This window comes from Chitinophaga silvatica (assembly GCF_003419895.1).
GTDB lineage: Bacteria > Bacteroidota > Bacteroidia > Chitinophagales > Chitinophagaceae > Chitinophaga > Chitinophaga silvatica.
The window spans coordinates 252395-276012 of sequence record NZ_QPMM01000013.1 but is presented as its reverse complement, the minus strand read 5'-3'; the positions used below and the strand labels follow the sequence as shown (position 1 = coordinate 276012).

Genomic DNA, 23618 nt, shown 5'->3' with positions numbered 1-23618 from the left:
TCACATTCTCAAAACGAAAAATTATAAGTCACCGAAGGCAATATTGGAAACAATGAAACCTGTTTGGCCGACATTTGTACATCACCCCTTTCATTAACCTTCTGATCGAAGTAAATAAAATATGGATTCTTTCTGTTGTAAATATTATAAATCGAGAAAGTCCAGCTACCGCTGAAACGCCTTGGCTTCTGTCGCGCAGGCTTATATACTGCAGCTAAATCTAATCTATGATAAGGCGACATCCGGTATGCGTTAATCCTACTGTACTCCTGTATTAATGTTCCCTCCATAAAATAGAATGTTTCAGGCAATGTTGTCACATTTCCTGTTCCAAAAATAAAGGTGCCTGAAAAGGTCCATTTCTTGTTGTGCTCATAACTCGCAACAACAGATAAATCATGCCTTCTATCATACTTGGCCGGATAACGCCGGCCATTATTTAAACCTGGAAACTCACGCCAGGTCCAACCGAGAGTATATCCAATCCAACCCGTTAATTTACCTGCCTGTTTCATTAATAACCATTCCAATCCATATGCCTGCCCCTTACCAAAAATAAAATCCTGCTCCGGGTCATTTAACGAAGGGGTATACCCTTCTTTATATTCAATCTGGTTCTGCATTGTCTTATAGTATACAGAAACAGATGCTTCATACTCGTTGTCTTTAAAATTCCTGAAATAACCAGCTGTATACTGCCAGGAGATCTGGGGTTTTACCAGGTATGTACTGGGTACCCAAACATCTGTAGGCAAAGTAGTACCGGCATTAGACACCAGATGTATAAACTGGTAATGCCTGGTTACAGCAGCTTTTACAGATTGAGAAGGATTCCAGGCATATCGAAGGATCACTCTGGGTTCCAAACCACTATAACTCCCAACTGCCTGCCCACGGCCATAAACAACACTATCCTTTTTGTTTCCCCTGGCATCGAGGAAGTACCTGGTATACGGACCAATCTGCATAAATCCGCTATGCCTTAATCCTAAATTCAGTTTAAAGCGGGAAGAGATTTCCCAGTCGTCCATTACATAAATTCCGGATTCATGGGCATATTTTCTGACTGCATTATCTGGTGTCAGCTGCACTGTATCCTGCTGGCCGGAAATAGTACTTGGAGTAAAGGTATGATAGATATAATTGGCTCCAAACTTAATATGGTGGCGGGAATTTGGATAATAATCGATATCCGTTTTTATATTTCCGTCTGTAATCCCTGAAGATAAACGCACATCAAAATAATTCTGTAATGCACTGACCTGGAACTTGTATTTATTATAAATGAGAGAAGTATTAATAAACAATTTACTATTGAAAACATGGTTCCATCGCAGAGTGGCGGTAGTATTACCCCAGGGAATTTTAATATCAAATGAACGGTCGCCGTTATGAAAACTGAATACATCCTTCCCGGTGTAACCACTCAGATAAATATGATCTTTCTCTGAGAGTTTGAAATTAACTTTTGCGTTCAGGTCATAGAAAAAGTACCCCGATCCCTTGTAGGAAGTATTATTGATAAAGGGTTTGGTAATCAGATCAATATAGGTTCGGCGGGCACTGATTATAAAAGAGGATTTATTTTTTTGAATAGGGCCCTGGATCGATAACCTGGATGCAATAAAGCCTATCCCACCTTCGCCCTGCAAACGTTTGTTGTTGCCCTCTTTCATGTTGATGTCGACCACTGAAGATAATCGTCCGCCATAATTGGCTGGCATCCCGCCTTTAATCATAGTGGCATTCCTGATTGCATCGGCATTAAATACAGAAAAGAAACCGAAAAGATGCCCCGTGTTATAAACCGGTGCTTCATCCAGGAGGATAAGATTCTGATCCGGCGCCCCTCCTCTGACATAAAAGCCGGCATTCCCCTCTCCTGCGGCCTGTACACCAGGCATCAGCTGCAGCGATTTCAGAATATCTACTTCCCCCATCATTGAGGGTAGTTTCTTTACCTGAGCAATTGAAAGTGATACTTTCCCGAGATCGGTACTTCTAACATTAGCATCTTTCTTATCGGGAGCTGTAACTACCACTTCTCTGGCCTGATAAGATTGGGGAACTAATTCCAGGTTGATGCTAATATTATTTTTCAGAGAAATATTAATGATTCGGGGCGTATAACCAAGGAAAGAATAAAGAATTGAATATTCGCCCCGTGGAAGAGATATAGAATAAAACCCATACGTATTAGACTGAACACCAGTTGAGGTATTCACAACCTGAATAGTAGCTCCCGGCAGGGCTTCACCATTGGAGCTATCTTTTACAAAACCACTGAGCGTATATTGCTGTGCTGTTGCAGTTACAAAGAATAGTAATAAAAGGTATAGTAATCCGATTCGTTTAATCATATCCGTGAATCATGAACAGCAATAAGCAACAATTTACGAATTACTGTTCATGAAACCATCTATGTCTATTTGTAAATCAGGGTATCCTTTGTTTCTCCACAGGTTAACATTTCTTTACCAAAATAGGGATTCCTTATTCCTGGCTGTTTGCTGAGCCAGAAGGCTCCTTTATCATCGAAGGCCATTGGGCAAAATTGGTGATAGATAGTATCTCCTTTCAACCCGGTTCTTTTAATCAGGTCGAACAACATATCGGATACCATTTGGAAAGAGGCCCGTTTGCCTTCGAAAGTTGTTTCGCCCTGCATACCAACTAATTCGGCGCTGATGCTACCGGTAATTCCGGTTATATCGGCCAATTTGGTACTATCCATTTGCAATAAACCTATAGGCAGGCTATCGATATGGGATTTCAGGGTGATGGCAATAGGATTAATGGCACTGCTGTCGTCTGCCGTCAAAATATCTGTTAATTGGTAATATGTTTGTAAAGTCGCGCGTAGGGAATCGTAAAACACCGGGTCGTAGGGCGCTTGCAGGGCGGCTGTCTGCAGAGCTTCGGATGGTTCTTCCTGTGCCTTGTTGTTATGACAGGAAACCAGGCCAGTAGCGATTCCCAGGCAACCTACGGTAACGAATATCTTAAAAGTCATAGTGCTAAAATCTTTGTTACAAAACTATTAAAAATACGGTCTAATTAGCAGCAGCCCTATAAATAGGTATAAACTCCTGAAATCCCGCGAAAAATGTGTAACTTTGCACGTTTTTTATTCAATTTTTTTCATTTTATGTTGATCGCATTACAGGATATAACGTTTGAGTTTGGCTCCAGGGTAATTCTGGAAGATTCTTCCTGGCATATAGAACCAGGCGACCGTGTAGGTCTTATCGGATTAAATGGAACCGGTAAGTCTACCCTGTTAAGGATTATTAATGGTGAATATTCTGTTTCCAGAGGAAGTGTTAATAAAAGTAAAAATCTTTCGATTGGTTTCTTCAACCAGGACCTCCTCAGCTTCGAAACTGATGAATCTATTCTGACAGTTGGGATGATGGCTTTTGGTAAGGCATTGGAACTGGAGAAAGATATTGAAAGAATTACCAAAGAACTGGAAGAAAATCAGACCGATGAACTGTTGCACGAATTCAGCGACAAATTACATGAATTTGAAGCGCTGGATGGTTACAACATGAAACATAAAACAGCTCAGGTATTGGAAGGATTAGGCTTTACCACAGCCGATCTCGACAGGCCATACAGCGAGTTTTCCGGAGGTTGGAGAATGAGGGTATTATTGGCCCGACTGATTCTGCAGCAACCAGATGTACTCATGCTCGATGAGCCTACCAACCACCTTGACCTCCCGTCTATCGAATGGCTGGAAAGATACCTGATTGGTTACAACGGCGCTGTGATTATTGTATCGCACGACCGTTTCTTCCTGGATCGTATGGTGAACAAGATTGTTGAGGTTTACCAGCAGCAACTGCACCATTATTCTGGCTCCTATGCCGATTATGAAGTGGAAAAAGAACTTCGTCGGGAAATGCAGCAACGCGCTTACGAAAATCAGCAGGATTATATTCGCCAGCAGGAACGCTTTATTGAGCGATTTAAAGCTAAAGCTTCCAAAGCTGCACAGGCACAGAGTATTGCCAAAAGACTCGATAAACTTGAAAGAGTTGAACAGGTAGATAATGGGCCAAGCAAAATCAGAATCAACTTTACCGTCGATAAAACTCCGGGAAAAATTCTCTGTACGCTAAATAATATCAGTAAAAATTACGGAGATATTTCTATCTTAAAGAATACAAGTGCAGAAATCAATCGTGGTGATAAAATTGCCCTGATCGGAGCTAACGGTAAGGGTAAATCTACTCTCCTACGTATTATTGCCGGTATGGAAGAAATGGGTGGAGAAAGAGTTCCCGGCCATAATGTTGTAACAAGTTTTTATGCGCAGCACCAGCTCGAATCCTTAGATCTGGCAAGCGAAATCCTCGACGAGTTGAAAAACTTCGGTAGTGGTAAAACGGAACTTGAATTACGTCAGCTTTTAGGATGCTTTTTATTTACCGGAGACGATGTATTCAAAAAAATCAAGATACTTTCGGGAGGTGAAAAAGCCAGGGTGGCATTAGCTAAAACTATTATTAGCCAGGCCAACTTCCTGATGCTCGATGAGCCGACCAACCACCTTGATATGAACTCAGTGCAGATGTTGATTGACGCCCTGAACAAATATGACGGTAGCCTGGTACTTGTATCGCACGACCGTTATTTTGTTAGCCAGACAGCCAACAAAATCTGGGAAATCATTAATGGCGAAATCAAGGAGTTCAAAGGTACATATACCGAGTACGAAGAATGGAAGAAGAGAATGGCTGCCCAACAGCAGTCAGCAAATGGCGGAAAGTCGAATGCTGAATCCAAAAAAGAGCAGAAAGCTACAACACAGGCAGCAGCTCCGACTCCGGCAGCCACTCCTGCCAGCACTAAAACCACCGCCATTAATAAAGAAGTACAAAGAGAACTACAGAAACTGCAAAAACAGTTTGGACAGGTAGAAAGCCAGGTAGCTAGTTTGAAAGAAAGAAAGGCAGGACTGGAAGCTTCTTTGGGAACGCCGGATACATATAGCAATAAAGTTAAATTTGCGCAGGTAGAAAGCGAATACCAGGAAGTACAGCGTTTTCTTGAAAAAGCGAATGAACAATACGAACAGCTCTTCGAAAAAATAATGAACCTGGAAGCAAATCTTACCAGTTGATCTTTCTCGCAAAGAATAAAAGGAGGCAAAGAGACACAAGTTTTTCATCTAATCTATTTAAAGAAAATCTTATGCTTCTTTGCCTCCTTTTATTCTTTGCGAGAAATAAATTTTACATCCATGCAGAAAATATTGGTCGTTGAAGATGAAGTAAAAGTAGCCAATGCCGTTAAAAAAGGGCTTGAGGAAAATGGATTTGAAGTTGATGTAGCCTACGACGGCCGTATGGGAAAAGGACTTGTAACCGGTAATCACTACGATCTGGTAATACTGGACCTGAATCTTCCACATAACAATGGATATGAAATTTGCGAAGTTATCCGCCAGAAAAATAACCGGGTGCCGGTGATTATGCTCACCGCACTGGGAGGAATGGAGGATAAAATGCAGGCCTTTGAACTGGGGGCTGATGATTACCTGGTAAAACCCTTCGATTTCAGGGAATTACTGGCACGTATCAGGGTATTTCTTAAAAGAGCTGGTTCTGAAGCCACCCATGGTACTCAATATAAGATCAGTATTGCCGATCTGGAAATAGACCGTGAAAAAAAAGATGTTACCCGCGGAGGAAAGAAAATTGCATTAACCGCAAAAGAATATCAGCTACTCGAATTTCTCGCCATGCATAAAGGAAAAGTTATCTCCAAGCTGACCATAGCCGAGAAAGTATGGGATATAGACTTTGATACAGGTACTAATGTTATTGAAGTGTATATGAACTTTTTAAGAAAGAAGATAGATAAGGATTTTGAACAAAAATTACTGCATACCAAAACAGGTATGGGATATTACCTCTCTGAAGAATAGGAGCAGCATTGAAAATCAAGTATAAAATAGCGCTTTATTATACCCTGTCGGCTACGCTGATGCTCATTGCATTTGCAGGCCTGGCCTATTATTTTTCAGCTAAGTCGCGTAAGGCAGAGTACCTGGAAAGACTTGAATACCGTGCCCGTTCAATTGCCAATGTAATTATTGAAGATGGAAATGTGAAAGTGGATTTATTAAGAAAGCTCGACAGAACCACATTTCAGGATCTTTATAAAGAAACTATTCTCGTTTATAACCCTGGTTATGATCTTTTATATAGTAATCTAAAAGATACTACTATCCGTACTAATCCTGCACTACTCGCCTATATTAAAGAAAATAACCTCTATAGTTACGATAAAGGCAATGGAGAAGTTGTAGGAGTATATTACACGGAAGGTACCGTTTCTGTTATAGTGATAGTATCGTCATTTGATAAATATGGGTTTCAGAATCTGCAAAATTTAAGGCAGATCTTACTGATAGAATTATTAATAGCCATCGTAGTGCTTGTAGGAGTCGGATATTTCTTTGCCAGGAAAATGGTGCAGCCGATAGACAAGCTGGTAGAACAGGTAGATAGTATTAACGCGAATAACCTGCAGGATACCCAGGTAGCAGTTAAAGGTAAAGATGAAATATCAAAACTGGGAGCCAACTTTAATACGATGTTGCAACGCCTGAGTGAATCGTTTCATCTGCAAAAAAGTTTTGTAAGCAATGCCTCCCATGAGCTAAGAACCCCATTAGCCGCCATTATCAGCCAATTACAGGTAGCTTTATCCAAAGATCGTTCGCATGAAGAATATGTTACGCTTTTAGCATCGCTGCTGGAAGATGCAGAAAATTTATCCGACCTGTCGAATGGCTTGTTGCAGTTAGCGCAGTCGGAAATGCGGCAGGAAGGCTTTGTAGGCAGCGATGTACGCATAGATGAATTACTCCTGGAAATGCCGACACTTATCCGGTTAAAGCAAAAAAATTCGAGTAAGGTAGATATTCATTTCGTGAAAGTACCGGATAATGATATGCTGGTAACCTGCCATGGGAATGAGAATCTGCTTAAAGTACTTTTTCTGAATCTGATAGATAATGCCTGTAAATTTTCTGAAAATAATACTGCACTGGTAACAATAGACTTCTTCACTCAATATATTTTAATTCAAATAAAGGACAACGGAATAGGCATCCCTCCTATTGAAATAAATAAAATATTTGAACCATTCTACAGAGGCCAGAATGCCCTACAGATAAGGGGTCACGGACTCGGTTTATCTATCTGTAAAAAAATTGTGCAAATTCACAATGGGCATATTACAGTCACCTCATCTCCTACTGAAGGCACCACATTTACAGTGATGCTGCCACATCTCTAATTTTGTTTTAATTCCATTCTAAATTCATTTTAATTTTATTTTAATCTCTCTTAAAGGCCCCTTTAATTCAACTTACTGAGTTTTGTAAGATGAAATTGGGCATTATGCGAACAATCAGGAAGCTGTTGCTAACAGCAGGAGTGATTTGCCTGGGCTTTATTCAATCAACACAGGCGCAAACATCAACCCTCCAACCTATATCTCTTCAAACTGTAGAAGATTCATTTTTAGTAAGGAACTATGCACTTCTTGCACAACGCTATCAGATCGACGCTTCACAGGCATTGATACGGCAAGCCAAAATTTGGAGTAATCCCTCTTTTAGTGCGTTATTGGGTTTTGGCAGCACCAATAACATACAGCCTTTTAAGATAGGTAAAGATGGTGAAACCGGCTACAGCATTGACCAGCTTATTCAGCTGGCCGGCAAAAGAAACAAGAACATTCAGCTCGCAACTACGGCTACACGAATGAGTGAAGCTACGTTCGATGAACTTTTACGTACCCTTAAACTTCAGCTGAGAGAGAATTATTTCAATCTGTATTACCAACAACAAACCGGAAAAGTATTAAAAGAGCAGTTAGATAATCTGCAAACTATCGTTAAAGCGTATGTGGATGCAGATCAGAAAGGGAGTGTAGCGCATGCAGACCTGATTAGGTTACAGGCCTTACAGGTGGGATTGGAAAACGATTATGCCGACCTAAAGCAACAGGAACTTGAATCGCAAAAAAACCTACAACAGTTGCTACATTCCCACGATTTTTATGAAGCCAGACTGGGTTCTACAGAATTGGCTTCATATAGCCTGGATAAGTTACAACTGCAGCAGTTACTAGACACAGCAGGTATTAACAGGCCAGATGTAAGGGTTGCGGATTTAGAATATCAAACGGCCCATTTAAATTATCGTTTGCAGAAAGCAATGGCAGTTCCGGATCTTCATGTTGGCGCCAGTTACGACAAACAAGGTAGTTATGTCGATAACTTTGTTGGTCTAACCTTGGGAATTGACCTTCCATTATGGAACAGAAATCAGGGGAATATACGCTCAGCCGCCTCTCAAATTAAAGTGAATCAGCAACAGCTACTGCAACAGCAATCAATTGCCCAAACAGAAGTACTTAATGCATGGCAACAGATTATTACGCTGGAAAAGCGCTATAAAAGCTTTGACCTGCACCAGTTTCAGGGCGAATTCGACACACTGATCAATGAGGTGGCAAAGAACTTCAGCAAAGGTAATATCACACTACTTCAATTTATTGATTACTTCAACAGCTATAGCGATAACGCTAAAAACATAAACACATTCCTATCCAAAAGGGTGAATGCGTATGAGGAACTCAATTATGCAACAGGACAAGAACTATTTAAAAAATAAGCATATGAAACAGCCTATACTAATAGTTGGCTTTTCGCTGCTGGCAGCAGGCTTCTGGACCAGCTGCAAACCCAGTCAGGCAGAAGGAACCGAGAAAGCTACATTCGTACTTAGCGATACCATGCTAAAAAATATCCGCATAGATACCGCACATATTGAACCCGTAAAAAATGAGCTTCGCCTCTCAGGAAAAGTAGCTCCAAATGGAGGAAAAGTACTTAAGGTTTATCCCCTGGTGAGTGGTTATGTTGAAGATATTAAAGTTCAACTTGGTGATTATGTGCAGAAAGGACAAGTACTTGCAGTGATCCATAGTGCTGAAATTGCCGATTATGAAAAACAATTGGCACAAGCAAAATCTGATCGCAATGTGGCAGATAAAAACCTGAAAGTAGCTGAAGATCTTTTTGCCAGTCGCTTAAGCACCGAAAAGGATGTAGTAAACGCCAGAGGAGAGCTACAGAAAGCAGAAGCGGAAATCACCCGTTTGAATGATCTCTTTAAAATATATCGCAAAGGGAAAGGTGCTACCTACCTGGTTTCCGCCCCTATTTCAGGTTATGTTATTGAAAAAAATATCAATAACAATATGGAGATCAGAACCGATAACAGTAGCAATATCTTTACCATCTCTGAGCTGGATGATGTATGGGTAATGGCAAATGTATTTGAAACGGATATTGCCCGCATCAAGGAAGGATATGAAGCCGACGTAGTTACAGTAAGCTATCCTGACCAGCCATTCCATGGAAAGATTGATAAAATCTACAATTTCCTGGACCCTACTACCAAAACAATGCAGGTAAGAATCAGGATCGACAACAAAAATATGTTGCTGAAACCTGAAATGTTTGCCACAGTGTATGTAAAATATGAGGATAAGGATCAGAAAGTTGCAGTGCCTTCAGCAGCCGTAATTTTTGATAACAGCAAGAACTTTGTATTGGTATTCAAAGATAAATTCAACATCGCAGTACGCCAGGTAGAAGTAGCCAAAACTGCAGGCGATGTTACCTATCTCTCTTCCGGCCTAAATGCCGATGAGAAGGTGATCTCTAAAAATCAATTGCTCATTTACGATGCACTGAAAGATTAGTGCATTCTTATTATGATCGATTCAAAATTATCTGTTGCCTCCTGATGCAACAGGTACAGGAAATCCTTATACCAAAAGGATTAGCATATCATTCTAAAGAAAGGATTTATGAATAAATTCATTAGAAATATTGTGGCGTTTTCGCTGAAGAACAAATTATTTGTGTTCATCGGAGTAGCCATACTGATAGTAGCCGGAGTATTTTCGTTTATCCATACACCTATCGAAGCATTCCCAGATGTAACCAACACACAAATTGTAATTGTTACAAAATGGAATGGGCGTAGTGCGCAGGAAGTAGAAAGATTTGTAACGCTGCCAATAGAAGTATCTATGAATGCGGTACAAAAGAAAACAAGTGTACGTTCTGTTACTATGTTTGGCCTGTCGGTGGTTAAAATCATGTTTGAAGATGATGTGGAAGATTTCTTTGCCAGGCAGCAGGTAAATAACATGCTCGCCGGCATTGGTTTGCCCGAAGGTGCAGAACCGGAAGTTCAGCCTCCCTACGGCCCTACCGGAGAGATCTTCAGATATTATTTAAAAAGTAGTAAAAGAGATTCGAGAGACCTGCTTACCTGGCAAAACTGGGTAATAGACCGTCAGATCAGAAGTGTACCAGGCGTCGCAGACGTTGTAGCCTTCGGTGGACAGGAAAAAATATATGAAATCTCTGCTGACCCTATTCGTTTAGCCAAATACGATATTACCCCTTTAGAGCTTTATCAGGCAGTTACAAAAAGTAATGTAAATGTGGGCGGAGATGTTATTGAAAAAAACGGACAGGCTTATGTGGTACGTGGAATTGGGTTGCTCAACAGCATCCAGGATATCAATAACATCATCATCCAGAACAATAACGGAGTACCGCTGCTGGTGAAGGATCTGGCAAATGTCAGGGAAGCCTCTGCACCAAGAGTTGGACAAGTAGGGATAGACAAAGAAGATGATCTGGTAGAAGGAATTGTAGTAATGCGTAAAGGAGAAAATCCATCTGAAGTACTGGAGCGCCTTAAGGAAAAGCTGAAGGAGCTGAATGAAACGGTGCTACCAGAAGATGTAAAGATGGAAACCTTTTACGACAGGGATAATCTGATGACCTTCTGTACACATACCGTTATGCATAACCTCGTTGAAGGTATTGTGTTTGTAACGGTGATCGTGTTCCTGTTTATGGCCGATTGGCGTACTACAGTAATCGTTTCTATCATTATTCCGCTGGCATTGCTTTTCGCCTTTATGTGCTTGAAGATTAAAGGAATGAGCGCCAATCTCCTTTCAATGGGAGCCATCGATTTTGGTATTATCATAGATGGAGCCGTGGTGATGGTAGAAGGTATATTTGTAATGCTGGATCACAAAGCGAAGAAATATGGGATGGAAAGATTTAACCGCATGGCCAAATTAGGTTGGATCAAACAAACAGGTGGAGAACTGGCTAAAGCAATATTCTTCTCCAAACTTATTATCATCATCTCCTTAGTACCTATCTTCTCTTTCCAGAAAGTTGAAGGTAAAATGTTCTCCCCTCTCGCATGGACATTAGGTTTTGCATTGCTCGGTGCCCTCCTGTTTACACTTACGCTGGTACCGGTATTCTGTTCTATCCTTCTAAATAAAAATGTAAGAGAGAAACATAACGTAATCGTTAGCTTCTTTGATAAAATCGTAATGAACGGTTTTGGATGGACCTTCAGAAATAAGAAATTGAGCTTAACGGCAGCGCTTATATTTATGGCACTCACCTTCTTTTCTGCCAAGTTCCTTGGAACAGAATTCCTTCCTCAGTTAAATGAAGGCTCGCTTTGGGTAACCACTGAACTTCCGATGAGCATGTCGCTTACCGAAAGTACAAAGATGGCACATGATATCAGGGGTGACCTCGGAGGCTTCCCTGAAGTAAAGAGAGTATTATCACAGGTTGGAAGGTCCAATGATGGTACAGACCCCAACGGTTTTTACTTTGTGCAATACCAGGTAGATCTGGCTCCAAAAGAAGAGTGGAAACGCAAAATAACGCAGGATGAATTGATTAGTGAGATGGAAGGAAGATTAAAGAAATATCCGGGTATTGTCCTGAACTTCTCACAACCTATCAGCGATAACGTATCAGAAGCCGTAGCTGGTTTTAAAGCGGCTAATGGTGTTAAGATTTATGGTGATGATCTGGTAAAACTGGAAGCATTATCTCAGCAGGCCATTGCTCAATTGACAACTGTTACCGGGATTAAGGATCTTGGTGTTATCAGAAACATCGGGCAGCCTGAAATGAGCATCAACCTCGATGATAATAAAATGGCGCAGTATGGCGTAGCAACCGCCGATGCGCAGGCTGTAATTGAAATGGCGATTGGTGGTAAAACAGCTACACAGCTTTACGAAGGAGAAAAGAAATTCGATATCCGCATACGTTATGATGAGAACTACAGAAAAACAGAAGATGACCTGGCCAATCTGATGGTTCCTACAATTAACAATAACAAAGTACCATTAAAAGAAATTTCTGAGATCAAAACAATTACTGGTCCGGCTTTCATTTACCGAGATAATAATAAGCGTTTTATAGGCGTAAAATTCTCGGTACGTGACAGGGATCTCGGAAGTACTATTGCAGAAGCACAATCTAAAATCAACCAGGCAATAAAGCTTCCTAAAGGCTATAGCATTGGTTGGACGGGTGAGTTTGAAAATCAGGTTCGTGCTACCAAACGTTTAGGTCAGGTAGTACCAATCAGTATAGTAGCTATTTTCATGATCTTGTTTATCATGTTAAGTAATGTGAAGGATGCAGGACTTGTATTGATGAATGTGCCATTTGCATTGATTGGTGGTATTCTGGCATTACACGTAACAGGAATGAACTTTGGTATTTCTGCCGGTGTAGGATTTATTGCACTATTTGGAATTTGTATTCAGAATGGGGTAATTCTTATTTCTGTATTCCATAAGAACCTGGAGCAGAGAATGTCGTTAAATGATTCTATCAGACTAGGCGTTCAGAGCAGGGTTCGACCGGTTGTGATGACAGCGCTTATGGCGGCTATCGGACTTGTACCGGCAGCATTGTCTCATGGTATTGGTTCTGAAACACAGAAGCCATTAGCGATAGTAGTGATCGGAGGATTAATTACAGCTACAGTATTAACGTTGTTGGTGTTTCCGATTATTTTCTACAATGCGTATAAAGGTAAAAAAGCACAGTTGTAAAATAGTGGTAGCCGATAAGGCTACCTACTAGTTTAGTTCGCATATAGGTTGATAGAATGATCGAGCTACTATTGATTGATCATCCTACTCCGCCCTGCTGAGATGAAACCACGCGGGGCGGAATTTTTAATTCTAGCAATAAATAGAAATAAGGTGCAGGTTAGAGCTGTTCTGACTACAATTCTATCAAACAGTCAATTCATCTTTATTAAAGTCTAAAAATTCCGATGCCCGTTCTGGTTTATGTTGCTGAAGATAAAATGAAGCGACAGCATTTCGGAAATTCTTATTTTCAGGTTCTGTTTCAGTAGCTAAAAGAAAGTATTTTTCGGAATTGGTTTCATCACCGTTTTTCAGATAAGCCATTGCCAGGTTCAGGTACCCATTTCCGGTTGCCTTAATATCAATAGCATTTTTCGTATGTAATATTGCCTTCTCAATATTAGCGCTCCTGTCTCCATCTTTCATCTCCAAATAAAGCTCTCCTGTCATCAGGTGTATATTAGCATCCTCAGGGGTTAGCATTATGATTTGCTGATAATACTCAAGGGCCTTCAGCCATTCACCTTTTTTCTTATATATATCAGCAATTTTAAGCAGGTACGAAATGTTCTCATTTTTTTCGTCACTGAGTTTCTTATAACATTCCAATGCCTCATCATACCTAGACCTGGCCGCATAAAAGTTACCCAAATGAAACATCATATTACCAGCAGGTTGTTCTAATTCACAACTTTCCTTCCATATCAATTCTGCATTAGTATCATCACCCATCCTTTCATAAGCTATTGCGAGATTACCATACATGATCACATTGCTATTATCCTTTTCAAGGGCTTCCTTGTAAAAGAAAATAGCTTCTTCATATTGTTCATTATTAAAGTGGGCAACTCCCAAATTATTGCAGTTTCTCGCACTAGGATTTATTTCATAAGCACGTTTCAATGCTTTTATCAACTCTGTTTTGTTTCCCAATTTTCTGTAAATAGATGCCAGATTTCGGTAAAAAATATCCTGAGAATCATTTAATTCCACCGCTTTCAATGCTACAACAAGGGCTTCTTCAAATTTATCCTGGCTAAATAAATTCACAGCAAGATCATTGAAAATACCGGCATCATCGGGCCACTTGTTACTTGCTTCTTTTAACAATTCTTCTTCAGCGGATAGATTATTCTGTGCTGCGTATACTTCCAATAAGTTATTGTAGTGCTGTTTCTCATCAGGTTCGGCATCTTTCGACTTCTGAAGCCAGGCTATAGCTTCATCATATTTATTTTCAGCATTATACAGCAATCCGATATGCGTATATATGCGTGTCTTCATTATTGGTTGCAAGGAAATACATTTATTGAATACAGCTAAAGCTTTATCCATATTTTTCATGCTGCCATGCAGCTTTCCATATTCCCATAATACCTCATAATTATCTTCATCCATAAGAAGGGCATCCTCTAACCATTGATTCGCCTGTTGGTAATTTTCCTTCTCTGCATTCAATGTTCCCATTCGGATGTAGGCATAAGGATAGGAATGGTCAGAGGCAAGTGCTTTTTGAAAATAGGTTTCTGCTGTTTCGTAGTCTTTCTGAAACATAAACATATCAGCAGCCTTGCAATAAATGATGTATAGAGCATTTGAATCTTTTCTTCCTTCGTGGACAGCAGCACTTTTTTGTACTAACTCATGAATCTCATTTTTCTTAACACTAAAAAGTGAAGTACTTCCATATAAAGTGATCAATTTTTTAATCAGATCTACAAAAAAAACATTAATTTGAAGTCCATCCAGATACCATTTTTCCGCCGCCTCTAATTTTCCTTCATCAAAATAACTATTTCCAAGTCCCAGATATGCTCTGACATTATAGGGATCCTTTACCAGAATATCCAATAAAATGATTCTGGCAAATTCGAATTTTTGTAGCTTAATATTATAATTTGCGTGCATTAATTTTACAGCCGTACTATCTGGAATCTGTTTCGCAGCTTCATCTATATATACAACAGCCTGTTTAAAATCCGGTATATAATAAAGTTGTATTCTTGCGAGAGATAATTTTAATCCGCAAATATGCTCCGGTAATAATGCTGTATGATGGGTTAGTTTCTCTAACAGAGAAAAACTTTCAACATTACGGCCTTCCATTATGTACCTGTTTAACTTCTCCCATCCTTTTACTTCTTCTTTTTGCTGAACAGAAAATGGGAAATCATATCTGAAAATGTTCAGGTATACATCAGGCCTTTTATAATTGAGGGCAGTTACATAAGATTGTATAAACAACTTATATCCTCTGCTATTATCATCTGCAAATTCTTTTTGCAGCATGGATATGGTGCTGGTTGTCAATAAAGTAAAGCAATCTACTTCCAGAGATTTGAGAAAATCGATCTTTGCTGTATTATCAGAGAGTTCATTTGTAATCTTTAATTTCGTCCATGCATGGTATAATGAATCTTGTACTAGCAAACTTCTCAATTCTTCTATCATGCTTACGAATAGACTAAAATTTTCTTTATTCGTAATAGCAGCTTTATAATAGCTTTTAGCCAATAATTGAGTAATCTCCTCTTCAGAAAATTTCATAATAAACTATTTGACTCAAAAAAATATTCTTAATAGATTATTCCTTGTCCTTCTGCAGTGTATCTATCATCTCCTCTTCCGCCAGGTTTTTTAATTTGCCTACACTAACTAAATCTCCCGTGCAATTATTTACAATGCACTTATCTTCGGTAGTTTGGGGATATTCACGCAAACAATGCGTACATTTCTTATGCGTTTTATTTGTTTGATTTACACCTTCATTTAATTTAGGCATTAATTGAAGAGGTACTTTAGTGGAGATAAATAATACGGGTGTTCCAAATGAATTGTTATCAAAATCGGGTTCCTCTTCCTCTTTTTTAAGTTCACAACCTAAAAAAACACGTGCTTTTGTTGTAGCACTTCCCACATCTTCGCCGTCTAAGATCGCTTCATAAAATTTACGAACAAATTGTTGTGACACATTTTCCTCGACCATATTCTGCATTGCCAATACGGCCGGAATTTTTCTATTGGCAAGAGCAATACCAACCCCTTTTCCTTTAGATGCAACCTGTCCGCTCTCACAAGCCTGTAATACTACTAACTCTGGTTTTCGTTTAAGACCCTTTGCAATCAGGTCGGCAAAATGTACATCTCTGATCCACTGAATATTGTCATTATCATCAACAAAACTGATTCGACCACCTTGCTCTGTCATTTCAGAATGGCCATAAAAATGCAGCACATATGCTCCAGGAATCATTGCAATCGTTTCGTTGAGCTTATTTTCCAGGTCCGTAAATTTTCTATTACTCAACTTGTAATAAAACAATTTATTTGTTGATCTTCTACGTAATTTATCAAAGCATTCATACATCTCAGGCTCATACTTCAAAGGATTGTTTCTTGCATTTGTGGTAAGCAAAATAACATGAAGTTCCTGATCCTGAGAAGGTGCGAATACAAGATGTTCATCAGCAACTGACCGTATAAAATCAAATTTGAGGCTTTTATCTGCTGACCAGAAGAAAGGAGATACAGAAATGGGATAGTTTTTTTCCGGATCGGGAAATATAAATGTGTATTCCCATGGCAGTTCCTGCATTTCATCAACATCCTGTGCAAATCGAATAAAAATGCGACACTTTGCTCCTGCGTTCTTCTGAATATCAGAAAAAGTAGGATAAAGAAAATTGACCACATCCTGATTCTGAATTAAAATTTTCTGAAGCATCTCTCCTAAAATCTCATAGTCATTCTTTTGAAATGCATTGATGATCTTATGCTTATTTAATACTTTATGAAATATTCTGGCAATTCGTAATTCAAGTTTGGAATAATCATTAGACAGATCAGATTCATAGGGAAAAGACTCTTGTTTAATGAACGTAATCCTATTCCTGGCAATTTCTATCCTTATTTCTTTAATGTCCATTGGCTCCTTTAATTACTTTAAATTAAGAATATCCAAAGCTTCACGATCAATAAGGGCTATAGGTTTTCTTTCTATTTTATCCGCACCCATAAAAGCTTTAGCAGCCTTTAATTGTAATATTATTTGCTTATATTCTTCAGCCAGTACTGAAGCCTGTTTGTTGGTAAGGTCAGGGCTTTTCCACAATGAATTATGCAAACTAAACAAGCGTGCTTTTATCTGTTTCCAATCCTCATCATTGACTTCCGGTAAATCAGTGGTATAACCTCTCAATTCTTCCCATTGCTTAAATACAGGCAATACTTCTATATCGTCTCTCATCGATTGTGACATTATACTATAGAGTACATAATCTCCTGCCCGGAAAGGCTTGGCAGTAGCTAAACTATCTCCATATAGTAAGATATTATCCTTTACAAAAAATTTTTTCGCATCTATTTTGTGTTCTTCAATATTAATCATCACATAATAGCCTGGCAAAAAATTGTCTGATGCATTTCGCGATATTTCATTGCGATAACCAATTAATGGATGAATATCTCCTGAATCAAATAATTGGTCAATTCCATCCAATACAATGTTTGCAACTTTCATATATGGATTGAGCATTGTTGCAAATCCACCCATATATGTTCCTGCAGTTTGTTCTATTATCTTAAGAATCTTTCTCAAATAATTTTCCTGTCGCATTCTGCATAAGATAATGCTTGTACAAACAGTACCTCCCTTAAATGGATGAGTTCCGGCTACAGTTGTATTTCTATAAATCATTCCTTCCGGAACCTTTACTGAAGCGGGCAAATTACTTAGAAGTCCAGGCCCCACGACAAAAGGTACTGTCTTTTTCTCACCATCATAATTAAACTGTGTAACTGACAATACCACCGGATCATAAGTAGAAAACCATTTCCTCTCATAAGACAGAAACATTTCATTTACTCTTATCGTAAAATAATTTTCATTTGGTTCAAATGGAGTAGCTAATTGTTCGCTCTTATCTGTATTTGAATTTGGGATCGGGAAGATGGAGGGAACAAATGTAGGAGCTTTTTGCAATTTGCTCCATAATGCATCAAAGTTCATACGCTGAGGTTAAAGGGATTAAGAATCTGGGATTATAGCTTATTGGATAATAAAATATACTTTTTTTCGATTAAATACAACTTTTTCCTTCTCCTTCCCTGATAAGATGAGTTATATTTTAGCAACTGCAGCATAACAGCAGCCACCTCATTTTTCAATTTTATCTTTCTGAAAAAGTATATTAAGAAATTATAACCAGTATATTTAGTTGGATGAAATATTTACCCATGCCTTAACTGGTAAAACCTTATTGATTACTCATATCCAACGAACCTCATGTCATTAAAAAACATAGCCTGTATAGCACTATTTTTAATTGGTACTAGTGCAATGGCTCAGAACAGGGATTATTCGCAGTTTTTCAAAGATTGTAACGTTAGCGGAAGTACTACTATTTATGATTACAAACTAAAACAATGGATATTCTCAGATTCTGCCGATGCTTACAAGACCTCTCTCCCGGCATCTACCTTCAAAATCATTAATCTGCTTATTGCGCTGGAAACCGGTACAATTAAAACAGAGAATGATACCGTCAGATGGCCTGGTAGCACTGATACGCTCAAATATGGCTACCGACCCGATATTTACCATGATATGTCTGTAAAAGAAGCATTTCAGGTTTCTGCAGGATGGGTGTTTGTAGAATTGGCAAAACGGATAGGCAGAGATAAGTACAAATATTATCTGAAAAAATGTAATTACGGGAATAACCAATTGAACGAGAAAGATGCGGATTTCTGGAACTTCGGCTCCTTTGGTATTTCTCCGATAAACCAGGTAGTATTTTTAAAGAGTGTTTATGAAGGAAAAGTGCCGTTTTCAAAACGGAATATTAGTATACTCAAAGAAGTTATGATCACTGAAAAAACAGCACAGTATACTATCCGATCCAAGACTGGCTGGACACGCCCAGATGGCTATGATATGGGGTGGTGGACAGGCTACCTTGAAACTTCGGGCAATGTATATTTTTATGCTACGCGTATCTGGAAGGAAAGGGTTACAGTGAATAATAATTTCAGTAAATGCAGGTTACAGATTACAAAGTCGATTTTAAAAGAGATTCATGCGATTGAATAAGATTCATATAGCTTATGCAGTATGGATGTGAAAAGTTTGGAAAGATTAATTGTAAAGAGGAAGTATTAAAAGTAACCGGATATTTTGGATAATACTTTTAATACTTCCTCTTTATTATGTTAAAGATATTTACTGCTGAATAGACCGGCGTCTGGATTTATTAAACATTAATCCTTTAACGACACCTTTTCTGAGTTCAACCTGTTCTTCTAGCGGTAAGGCATGAACTTCTTTACATTCTTCGCTACAGCATGCATCATATTTTGAAGCGCAGGATTCGCATTGAATAAACAAGAGGTGGCAGCCATCATTAGCGCAGTTGGTGTGTGCATCACAAGGTTCGCCGCATTGATGGCAATGGCTGATTACATCATCGCTGATGCGTTCGCCAAGTCGGTCGTCGAATACGAAGTTTTTACCTTTAAACTTGACAGGAAGACCTTGTTCTTTTGCTTTGTTCGTGTATTCGATGATTCCACCTTCTAAATGGAATACATTTTTGAATCCATGATGGAGCATGTAGGCCGATGCTTTTTCGCATCGAATACCTCCGGTGCAGTACATAATGATATTCTTATCCTTTTGTTCGGAAAGCATATCCACTGCCATAGGGAGTTGTTCGCGGAAGGTATCGGATGGTACTTCGATCGCATTTTCGAAATGGCCGACTTCGAATTCGTAGTGATTTCGCATGTCTACGATTACGGTATCGGGGTCATTTGTCAGTTCATTGAATGACTTTGCATCGAGATATTTGCCACGGTTAGCCATATCGAAGGTTGGGTCTTCGATTCCATCGGCAACGATTTTATCACGTACTTTAATTTTCAGTACATAGAAAGACTTACCATCATCGTCCACTGCGATGTTTAATCTGATCCCATTCAGGAAGTCTACCCCATACAATGCGTCTTTGAAGGCTTCAAAGTTGTGTTCGGGAACACTGATTTGAGCGTTGATACCTTCATTGGCGACATAAATACGGCCAAAGGTTCCTAAATTATTTAAAGTGGTGTATAACTGATCCCTGAAAGCTTTTGGGTCAGTAATTTTGGCGTACTGATAGAAGGAAATAGTAACGCGCTTAAATGTCTCTAAAGCCAACCGCTCTTTTAGTTCGGTGGCTGATACTCTGTTGTGTAATGCCATTGTTTGCTTGAAATTTTAAGGACAGTTACCTGCTGAACAAAACTTCAATCAAATTTCTTTCTCTTAAAGAAAATATGATTAGGGCGCAAAGGTAGCAAAATTCAATAGAAATCAGGAATAATATAAGCGGGATTCTCTACCCCATTGATGCAGGGTATTTAAACTGAACCAACCTAATGCGCTGATAATAAGAATATAACCAACAAATCCCGGGGCTCTCAGTTCGGTTGCTCCTGGCAAATCATTAAAATCTGTATAATAGGCGACAAAAGCTAAAATAATTCCTATGATCAAGGCGAAAAGAGCAATTCTATTCATAACTGTGAGATTACTGCGATAAAAATTAGAGACTCTTGATTATGAAAGGTATAAAGAAAAAAAATTAAAAACAACAAAAAAAATATTTATTTTTTAATAGCTATTTAACAATTATTGTATATAACTTCGTTATTACGTTACACCCCTATTGGCACCCTTTTTGAAAAATACATTTCGAGAAAGCAATATTGTTTAACCCAAAAAATGAAAATTTATGACTAATTACATTACTTACTTCGTTTATGCAATCATTGGAATTTGGATCTACAGATTGTTGGCTTACTTCTTTGATGAAAAGAAAGAATTAAAAAGCAGGAAAAAATAATGTGTGGCCAGGCGGGCCTTTATACTACGTCCATGCAGTAATATAAAGGCCCCGGATTTGCTTACGGAATAGCCGATTTCAACATCCCCCCAATAATTCCACCCAATCCAACCCTAACGCCTACCTGAGTGGCAGATTGACTCTGATATCCCGCTACCACATCTACCCTGATTACTTTAAAGATATTCTCTAAGCCGGCAAATGCTTCAATATAATTATTATCCTTATTTACATAAAATGCATTTGAACCTATTACGAGATTCCATTTCATTTTATTAATACCAGGTATTTTATTGGTTAACAACCCATTAAAGTGATGTTCGACATTTGCCATCGCATAAAATGGTGCACTGGTACTGTATTGATAATAAGGAGCCAGCTGGAAACTATTCAAATATTTATCATTGAAGAAGGTTCTGTTACCATTAAAATGTTGCAAATCCGGTATTTGAACATTATTACTATTTATAAATCCTCCAATCGTAACGTGGTATTTAAATTCTCCGAATAATTTGAAGTTCATATTATCGTTAACGGATACACGCCATTTGTCATAATCGACAATACTATTGGCGATATTCGGAATCCCTTTTGTGTATTGGACAGTAAAAGTGGGGTATTTAGACCCCAGTGAAACTTTCCGATCCGGCATTTCCATATATTTCTGACCAGGCTGAAAACTAAACGTTGCACTTGCCATCAGAGCTTTATGCCTGTAAAAAGGAATATTACTTAATTCAGCAGGATGATTCGGCGTAAATGATTTATTGTCATTCTTAAAGAATACAAAATCAGTAGTATTTTCAACGGGAATTCTGTCTTCATACCACGCCAATAAGGACAAGCGACTATTTGTTTGAAATCTTCTGGTATATCTCAGGCTTCCAAACCAGTTTTCATAGAGTTTCATATAGTTTTCTTTCAAAACCAGAGTATAGAACTCATTCATCAAATTATTGATTGGATTATCCTGATTAAATTGTACAATACGTTTACCACCTGCAATACTCCATTGATCTCTACCCCATTTTCCTGCTACACGGGAATCCTTATAAAAATCTATTCCCGTAGATGCATTGAGGTGAGTATTACTCAAACCATATCTGATATCCGGATTGATAACCAGGCTTTTATTTTTCCCGGCATTAATAAAATATGAGGATTCCAATGCCAGCGCCAAACCTTCCACTGTATTATATTTCAACGCAGGAGGAAGCGCTTTGATATGAAGCTGGTTAAATTTCACACTACTGTCTCTCGCAAAATAATAGCGTCTGTTGATTCCACTCCATAATATGTTCATCACAGAAACCGGTTTCTGGGCTTTTTGCAACGAGTCGATATGCCTTGGGGTTAATGCAGCTTTTCTATTAGCATCAGCAGCACTATCCTTTTCATGATAATCCTTTACCTCTTCTGGTTCCAAAGGCACAGGCCTTATACTATCCCAGTATCCGTGAGGTTGTTTATTATAGGTAGAATCGTATTTAATTACTACGTTGTTGAAGAATTTGTTGCCCAACTGCGGATTAACATTATAATTGCTATATACATTTACAAAGTTGCCCGACATGGCAAAGCCCAGTTTTTTGAATGCAATATGCAATACCTGGTCTTTAATCCGCCAGATGGCCGGAGTTACTTCAACATGCGTTTGACGAATTCTTAACGTATCGAGGATATCTAACTGGTAATCGCTTGTTAATTGCAGGTCTACGCTATAGATACGCCAATCATCATCGGTAATGAAAATAGATCCTGCAAATAGTGGTTCATTTTTTCTACGTGGGATGACTTCAATTTTATTTACTGTTTTTCCATCATCTATAAAAGTGCCGGTCAATTTATAACGGTAAAATTTCAACGCATTTTCGGAGATTGGCGAAATAAATCCTCTGGGCCCCATTTGGGTCATAATTGCCTGCACATTGTTATCATAAAAACTTATGAATGTAGGGAAATCGAACCCTAATCCCCCACCGCTTTTGCGGCTGGAAATAACTTCCAGCTTTAAATCATCTGGTTGCCTTGCATATACTTTGGTTAATGATTCGGAAAGAAATACCATTCCTTTGCCCGTGCTGTCGACCCCTATTTCTGATTTATCCACCTTTTGCCCAAAGAGTTTCCCAGGTACATTTTGCAGACCTATGGTACCTTTAATATATGAAGTACAGGTATATTCTTTTACCTGCTGCTGATAAAAGCTGCGCTTTTTGATGGCCTGCCTGATAATGGCATAAGCAGGATCTTCTGCCCCGGCTTTGATTACTACTTCTTTAATCTGCATGTTGGTAGGCTCCATGCTGAAGTTGAGCTGCTGAGTAGCTTCGGCCACCTGAATATTGATTTCCTTTTTCTTAAAGCCAATATATTGGCAAACGATCGTATAATTTCCGGCAGAAAGTTCTAATTGAAACTGACCAGCAGCATTAGTTGTAGTGCCATTAGTTGTTCCTTTAATAAAAATTGTGGCATAAGGGAGAGGTTGGCCGGTATTATCGGTTACATGACCTTTAATTAGAGCAGCCTGACTATAAATAGATAATAGGGTACAAAACAGGGTTAGTAAATATTTTCTCATATAGGCAAATCTAATTTTTTATTAGATTTTCAAATCTAACAGGTAATGCCTTGTTCCTGAAAAAATAATATGGCTTTAGGAGAAATTTAACAGTCAAGATAATC

15 protein-coding genes are annotated in these 23618 nt (G+C 38.8%); 7 read left to right on the top strand and 8 right to left on the bottom strand.

Features of this window, described 5'->3' with window-relative positions; genetic code table 11:
- Positions 1–8: 8 nt before the first annotated feature.
- Complete coding sequence (locus DVR12_RS23505) at positions 9–2360, bottom strand: TonB-dependent receptor (protein ID WP_116978252.1); 2352 nt, start codon at positions 2358–2360, stop codon at positions 9–11.
- A gap of 65 nt (positions 2361–2425) precedes the next feature.
- Complete coding sequence (locus DVR12_RS23500) at positions 2426–3013, bottom strand: DUF3347 domain-containing protein (protein ID WP_116978251.1); 588 nt, start codon at positions 3011–3013, stop codon at positions 2426–2428.
- A gap of 135 nt (positions 3014–3148) precedes the next feature.
- On the opposite strand from DVR12_RS23500, the gene DVR12_RS23495 reads away from it, so the two are divergent.
- The 6 genes from DVR12_RS23495 to DVR12_RS23470 all read left to right on the top strand — a co-directional run bounded on the left by DVR12_RS23495 (position 3149) and on the right by DVR12_RS23470 (position 13005).
- Positions 3149–5131, top strand: coding sequence for an ABC-F family ATP-binding cassette domain-containing protein (locus DVR12_RS23495; protein ID WP_116978250.1), 1983 nt, complete (start codon positions 3149–3151; stop codon positions 5129–5131).
- Between the two features lie 120 nt (positions 5132–5251).
- Positions 5252–5938, top strand: a complete 687-nt coding sequence (locus DVR12_RS23490; protein ID WP_116978249.1) for a response regulator — start codon at positions 5252–5254, stop codon at positions 5936–5938.
- Positions 5939–5946: 8 nt separating this feature from the next.
- On the top strand, positions 5947–7317 hold the full coding sequence (locus tag DVR12_RS23485) for a sensor histidine kinase (RefSeq protein ID WP_147323532.1): 1371 nt from the start codon (positions 5947–5949) through the stop codon (positions 7315–7317).
- A gap of 104 nt (positions 7318–7421) precedes the next feature.
- Entirely contained in the window at positions 7422–8702 is a 1281-nt protein-coding gene (locus tag DVR12_RS23480; protein ID WP_158563351.1) for a TolC family protein, read from the top strand.
- Between the two features lie 4 nt (positions 8703–8706).
- A complete protein-coding gene (locus DVR12_RS23475; RefSeq protein WP_116978269.1) occupies positions 8707–9798 on the top strand; it encodes an efflux RND transporter periplasmic adaptor subunit in 1092 nt (363 codons plus the stop codon).
- A gap of 108 nt (positions 9799–9906) precedes the next feature.
- A complete protein-coding gene (locus DVR12_RS23470; protein WP_116978246.1) occupies positions 9907–13005 on the top strand; it encodes an efflux RND transporter permease subunit in 3099 nt (1032 codons plus the stop codon).
- Positions 13006–13191: 186 nt separating this feature from the next.
- On the opposite strand, the gene DVR12_RS23465 is transcribed toward DVR12_RS23470, so the two are convergent.
- The 3 genes from DVR12_RS23465 to DVR12_RS23455 are packed head-to-tail and all read right to left on the bottom strand — an operon-like array spanning position 13192 to position 18055.
- Entirely contained in the window at positions 13192–15594 is a 2403-nt protein-coding gene (locus tag DVR12_RS23465; RefSeq protein ID WP_116978245.1) for a tetratricopeptide repeat protein, read from the bottom strand.
- Positions 15595–15631: 37 nt separating this feature from the next.
- Positions 15632–16972 carry a CHAT domain-containing protein gene (locus tag DVR12_RS23460; protein WP_116978244.1) on the bottom strand — a complete coding sequence of 447 codons (1341 nt, stop codon included), beginning with the start codon at positions 16970–16972 and terminating at the stop codon, positions 15632–15634.
- Positions 16973–16984: 12 nt separating this feature from the next.
- The gene (locus DVR12_RS23455; RefSeq protein ID WP_116978243.1) at positions 16985–18055 is read right to left on the bottom strand and encodes a hypothetical protein; all 1071 of its coding nucleotides are present in this window, start codon (positions 18053–18055) and stop codon (positions 16985–16987) included.
- A gap of 276 nt (positions 18056–18331) precedes the next feature.
- Here DVR12_RS23455 and DVR12_RS23450 point away from each other — a divergent pair, with 276 nt between their 5' ends.
- Positions 18332–19138 carry a penicillin-binding transpeptidase domain-containing protein gene (locus DVR12_RS23450; protein ID WP_116978242.1) on the top strand — a complete coding sequence of 269 codons (807 nt, stop codon included), beginning with the start codon at positions 18332–18334 and terminating at the stop codon, positions 19136–19138.
- 129 nt (positions 19139–19267) lie between these two features.
- Here DVR12_RS23450 and trhO read toward each other — a convergent pair whose 3' ends face one another.
- The 3 genes from trhO to DVR12_RS23435 all read right to left on the bottom strand — a co-directional run bounded on the left by trhO (position 19268) and on the right by DVR12_RS23435 (position 23514).
- The gene (trhO, locus tag DVR12_RS23445) at positions 19268–20287 is read right to left on the bottom strand and encodes an oxygen-dependent tRNA uridine(34) hydroxylase TrhO (protein WP_116978241.1); all 1020 of its coding nucleotides are present in this window, start codon (positions 20285–20287) and stop codon (positions 19268–19270) included.
- Positions 20288–20398: 111 nt separating this feature from the next.
- On the bottom strand, positions 20399–20605 hold the full coding sequence (locus DVR12_RS23440) for a hypothetical protein (protein WP_116978240.1): 207 nt from the start codon (positions 20603–20605) through the stop codon (positions 20399–20401).
- 386 nt (positions 20606–20991) lie between these two features.
- Complete coding sequence (locus DVR12_RS23435; protein WP_116978239.1) at positions 20992–23514, bottom strand: DUF5686 and carboxypeptidase regulatory-like domain-containing protein; 2523 nt, start codon at positions 23512–23514, stop codon at positions 20992–20994.
- Between the last annotated feature and the right edge of the window lie 104 nt (positions 23515–23618).

Coding starts and splice junctions, on each gene's coding strand:
- DVR12_RS23505 (WP_116978252.1), bottom strand. CDS start 2,360: ATGATTAAACGAATCGGATTACTATACCTTTTATTACTATTCTTTGTA.
- DVR12_RS23500 (WP_116978251.1), bottom strand. CDS start 3,013: ATGACTTTTAAGATATTCGTTACCGTAGGTTGCCTGGGAATCGCTACT.
- DVR12_RS23495 (WP_116978250.1), top strand. CDS start 3,149: ATGTTGATCGCATTACAGGATATAACGTTTGAGTTTGGCTCCAGGGTA.
- DVR12_RS23490 (WP_116978249.1), top strand. CDS start 5,252: ATGCAGAAAATATTGGTCGTTGAAGATGAAGTAAAAGTAGCCAATGCC.
- DVR12_RS23480 (WP_158563351.1), top strand. CDS start 7,422: ATGCGAACAATCAGGAAGCTGTTGCTAACAGCAGGAGTGATTTGCCTG.
- DVR12_RS23475 (WP_116978269.1), top strand. CDS start 8,707: ATGAAACAGCCTATACTAATAGTTGGCTTTTCGCTGCTGGCAGCAGGC.
- DVR12_RS23470 (WP_116978246.1), top strand. CDS start 9,907: ATGAATAAATTCATTAGAAATATTGTGGCGTTTTCGCTGAAGAACAAA.
- DVR12_RS23465 (WP_116978245.1), bottom strand. CDS start 15,594: ATGAAATTTTCTGAAGAGGAGATTACTCAATTATTGGCTAAAAGCTAT.
- DVR12_RS23460 (WP_116978244.1), bottom strand. CDS start 16,972: ATGGACATTAAAGAAATAAGGATAGAAATTGCCAGGAATAGGATTACG.
- DVR12_RS23455 (WP_116978243.1), bottom strand. CDS start 18,055: ATGAACTTTGATGCATTATGGAGCAAATTGCAAAAAGCTCCTACATTT.
- DVR12_RS23450 (WP_116978242.1), top strand. CDS start 18,332: ATGTCATTAAAAAACATAGCCTGTATAGCACTATTTTTAATTGGTACT.
- trhO (WP_116978241.1), bottom strand. CDS start 20,287: ATGGCATTACACAACAGAGTATCAGCCACCGAACTAAAAGAGCGGTTG.
- DVR12_RS23440 (WP_116978240.1), bottom strand. CDS start 20,605: ATGAATAGAATTGCTCTTTTCGCCTTGATCATAGGAATTATTTTAGCT.
- DVR12_RS23435 (WP_116978239.1), bottom strand. CDS start 23,514: ATGAGAAAATATTTACTAACCCTGTTTTGTACCCTATTATCTATTTAT.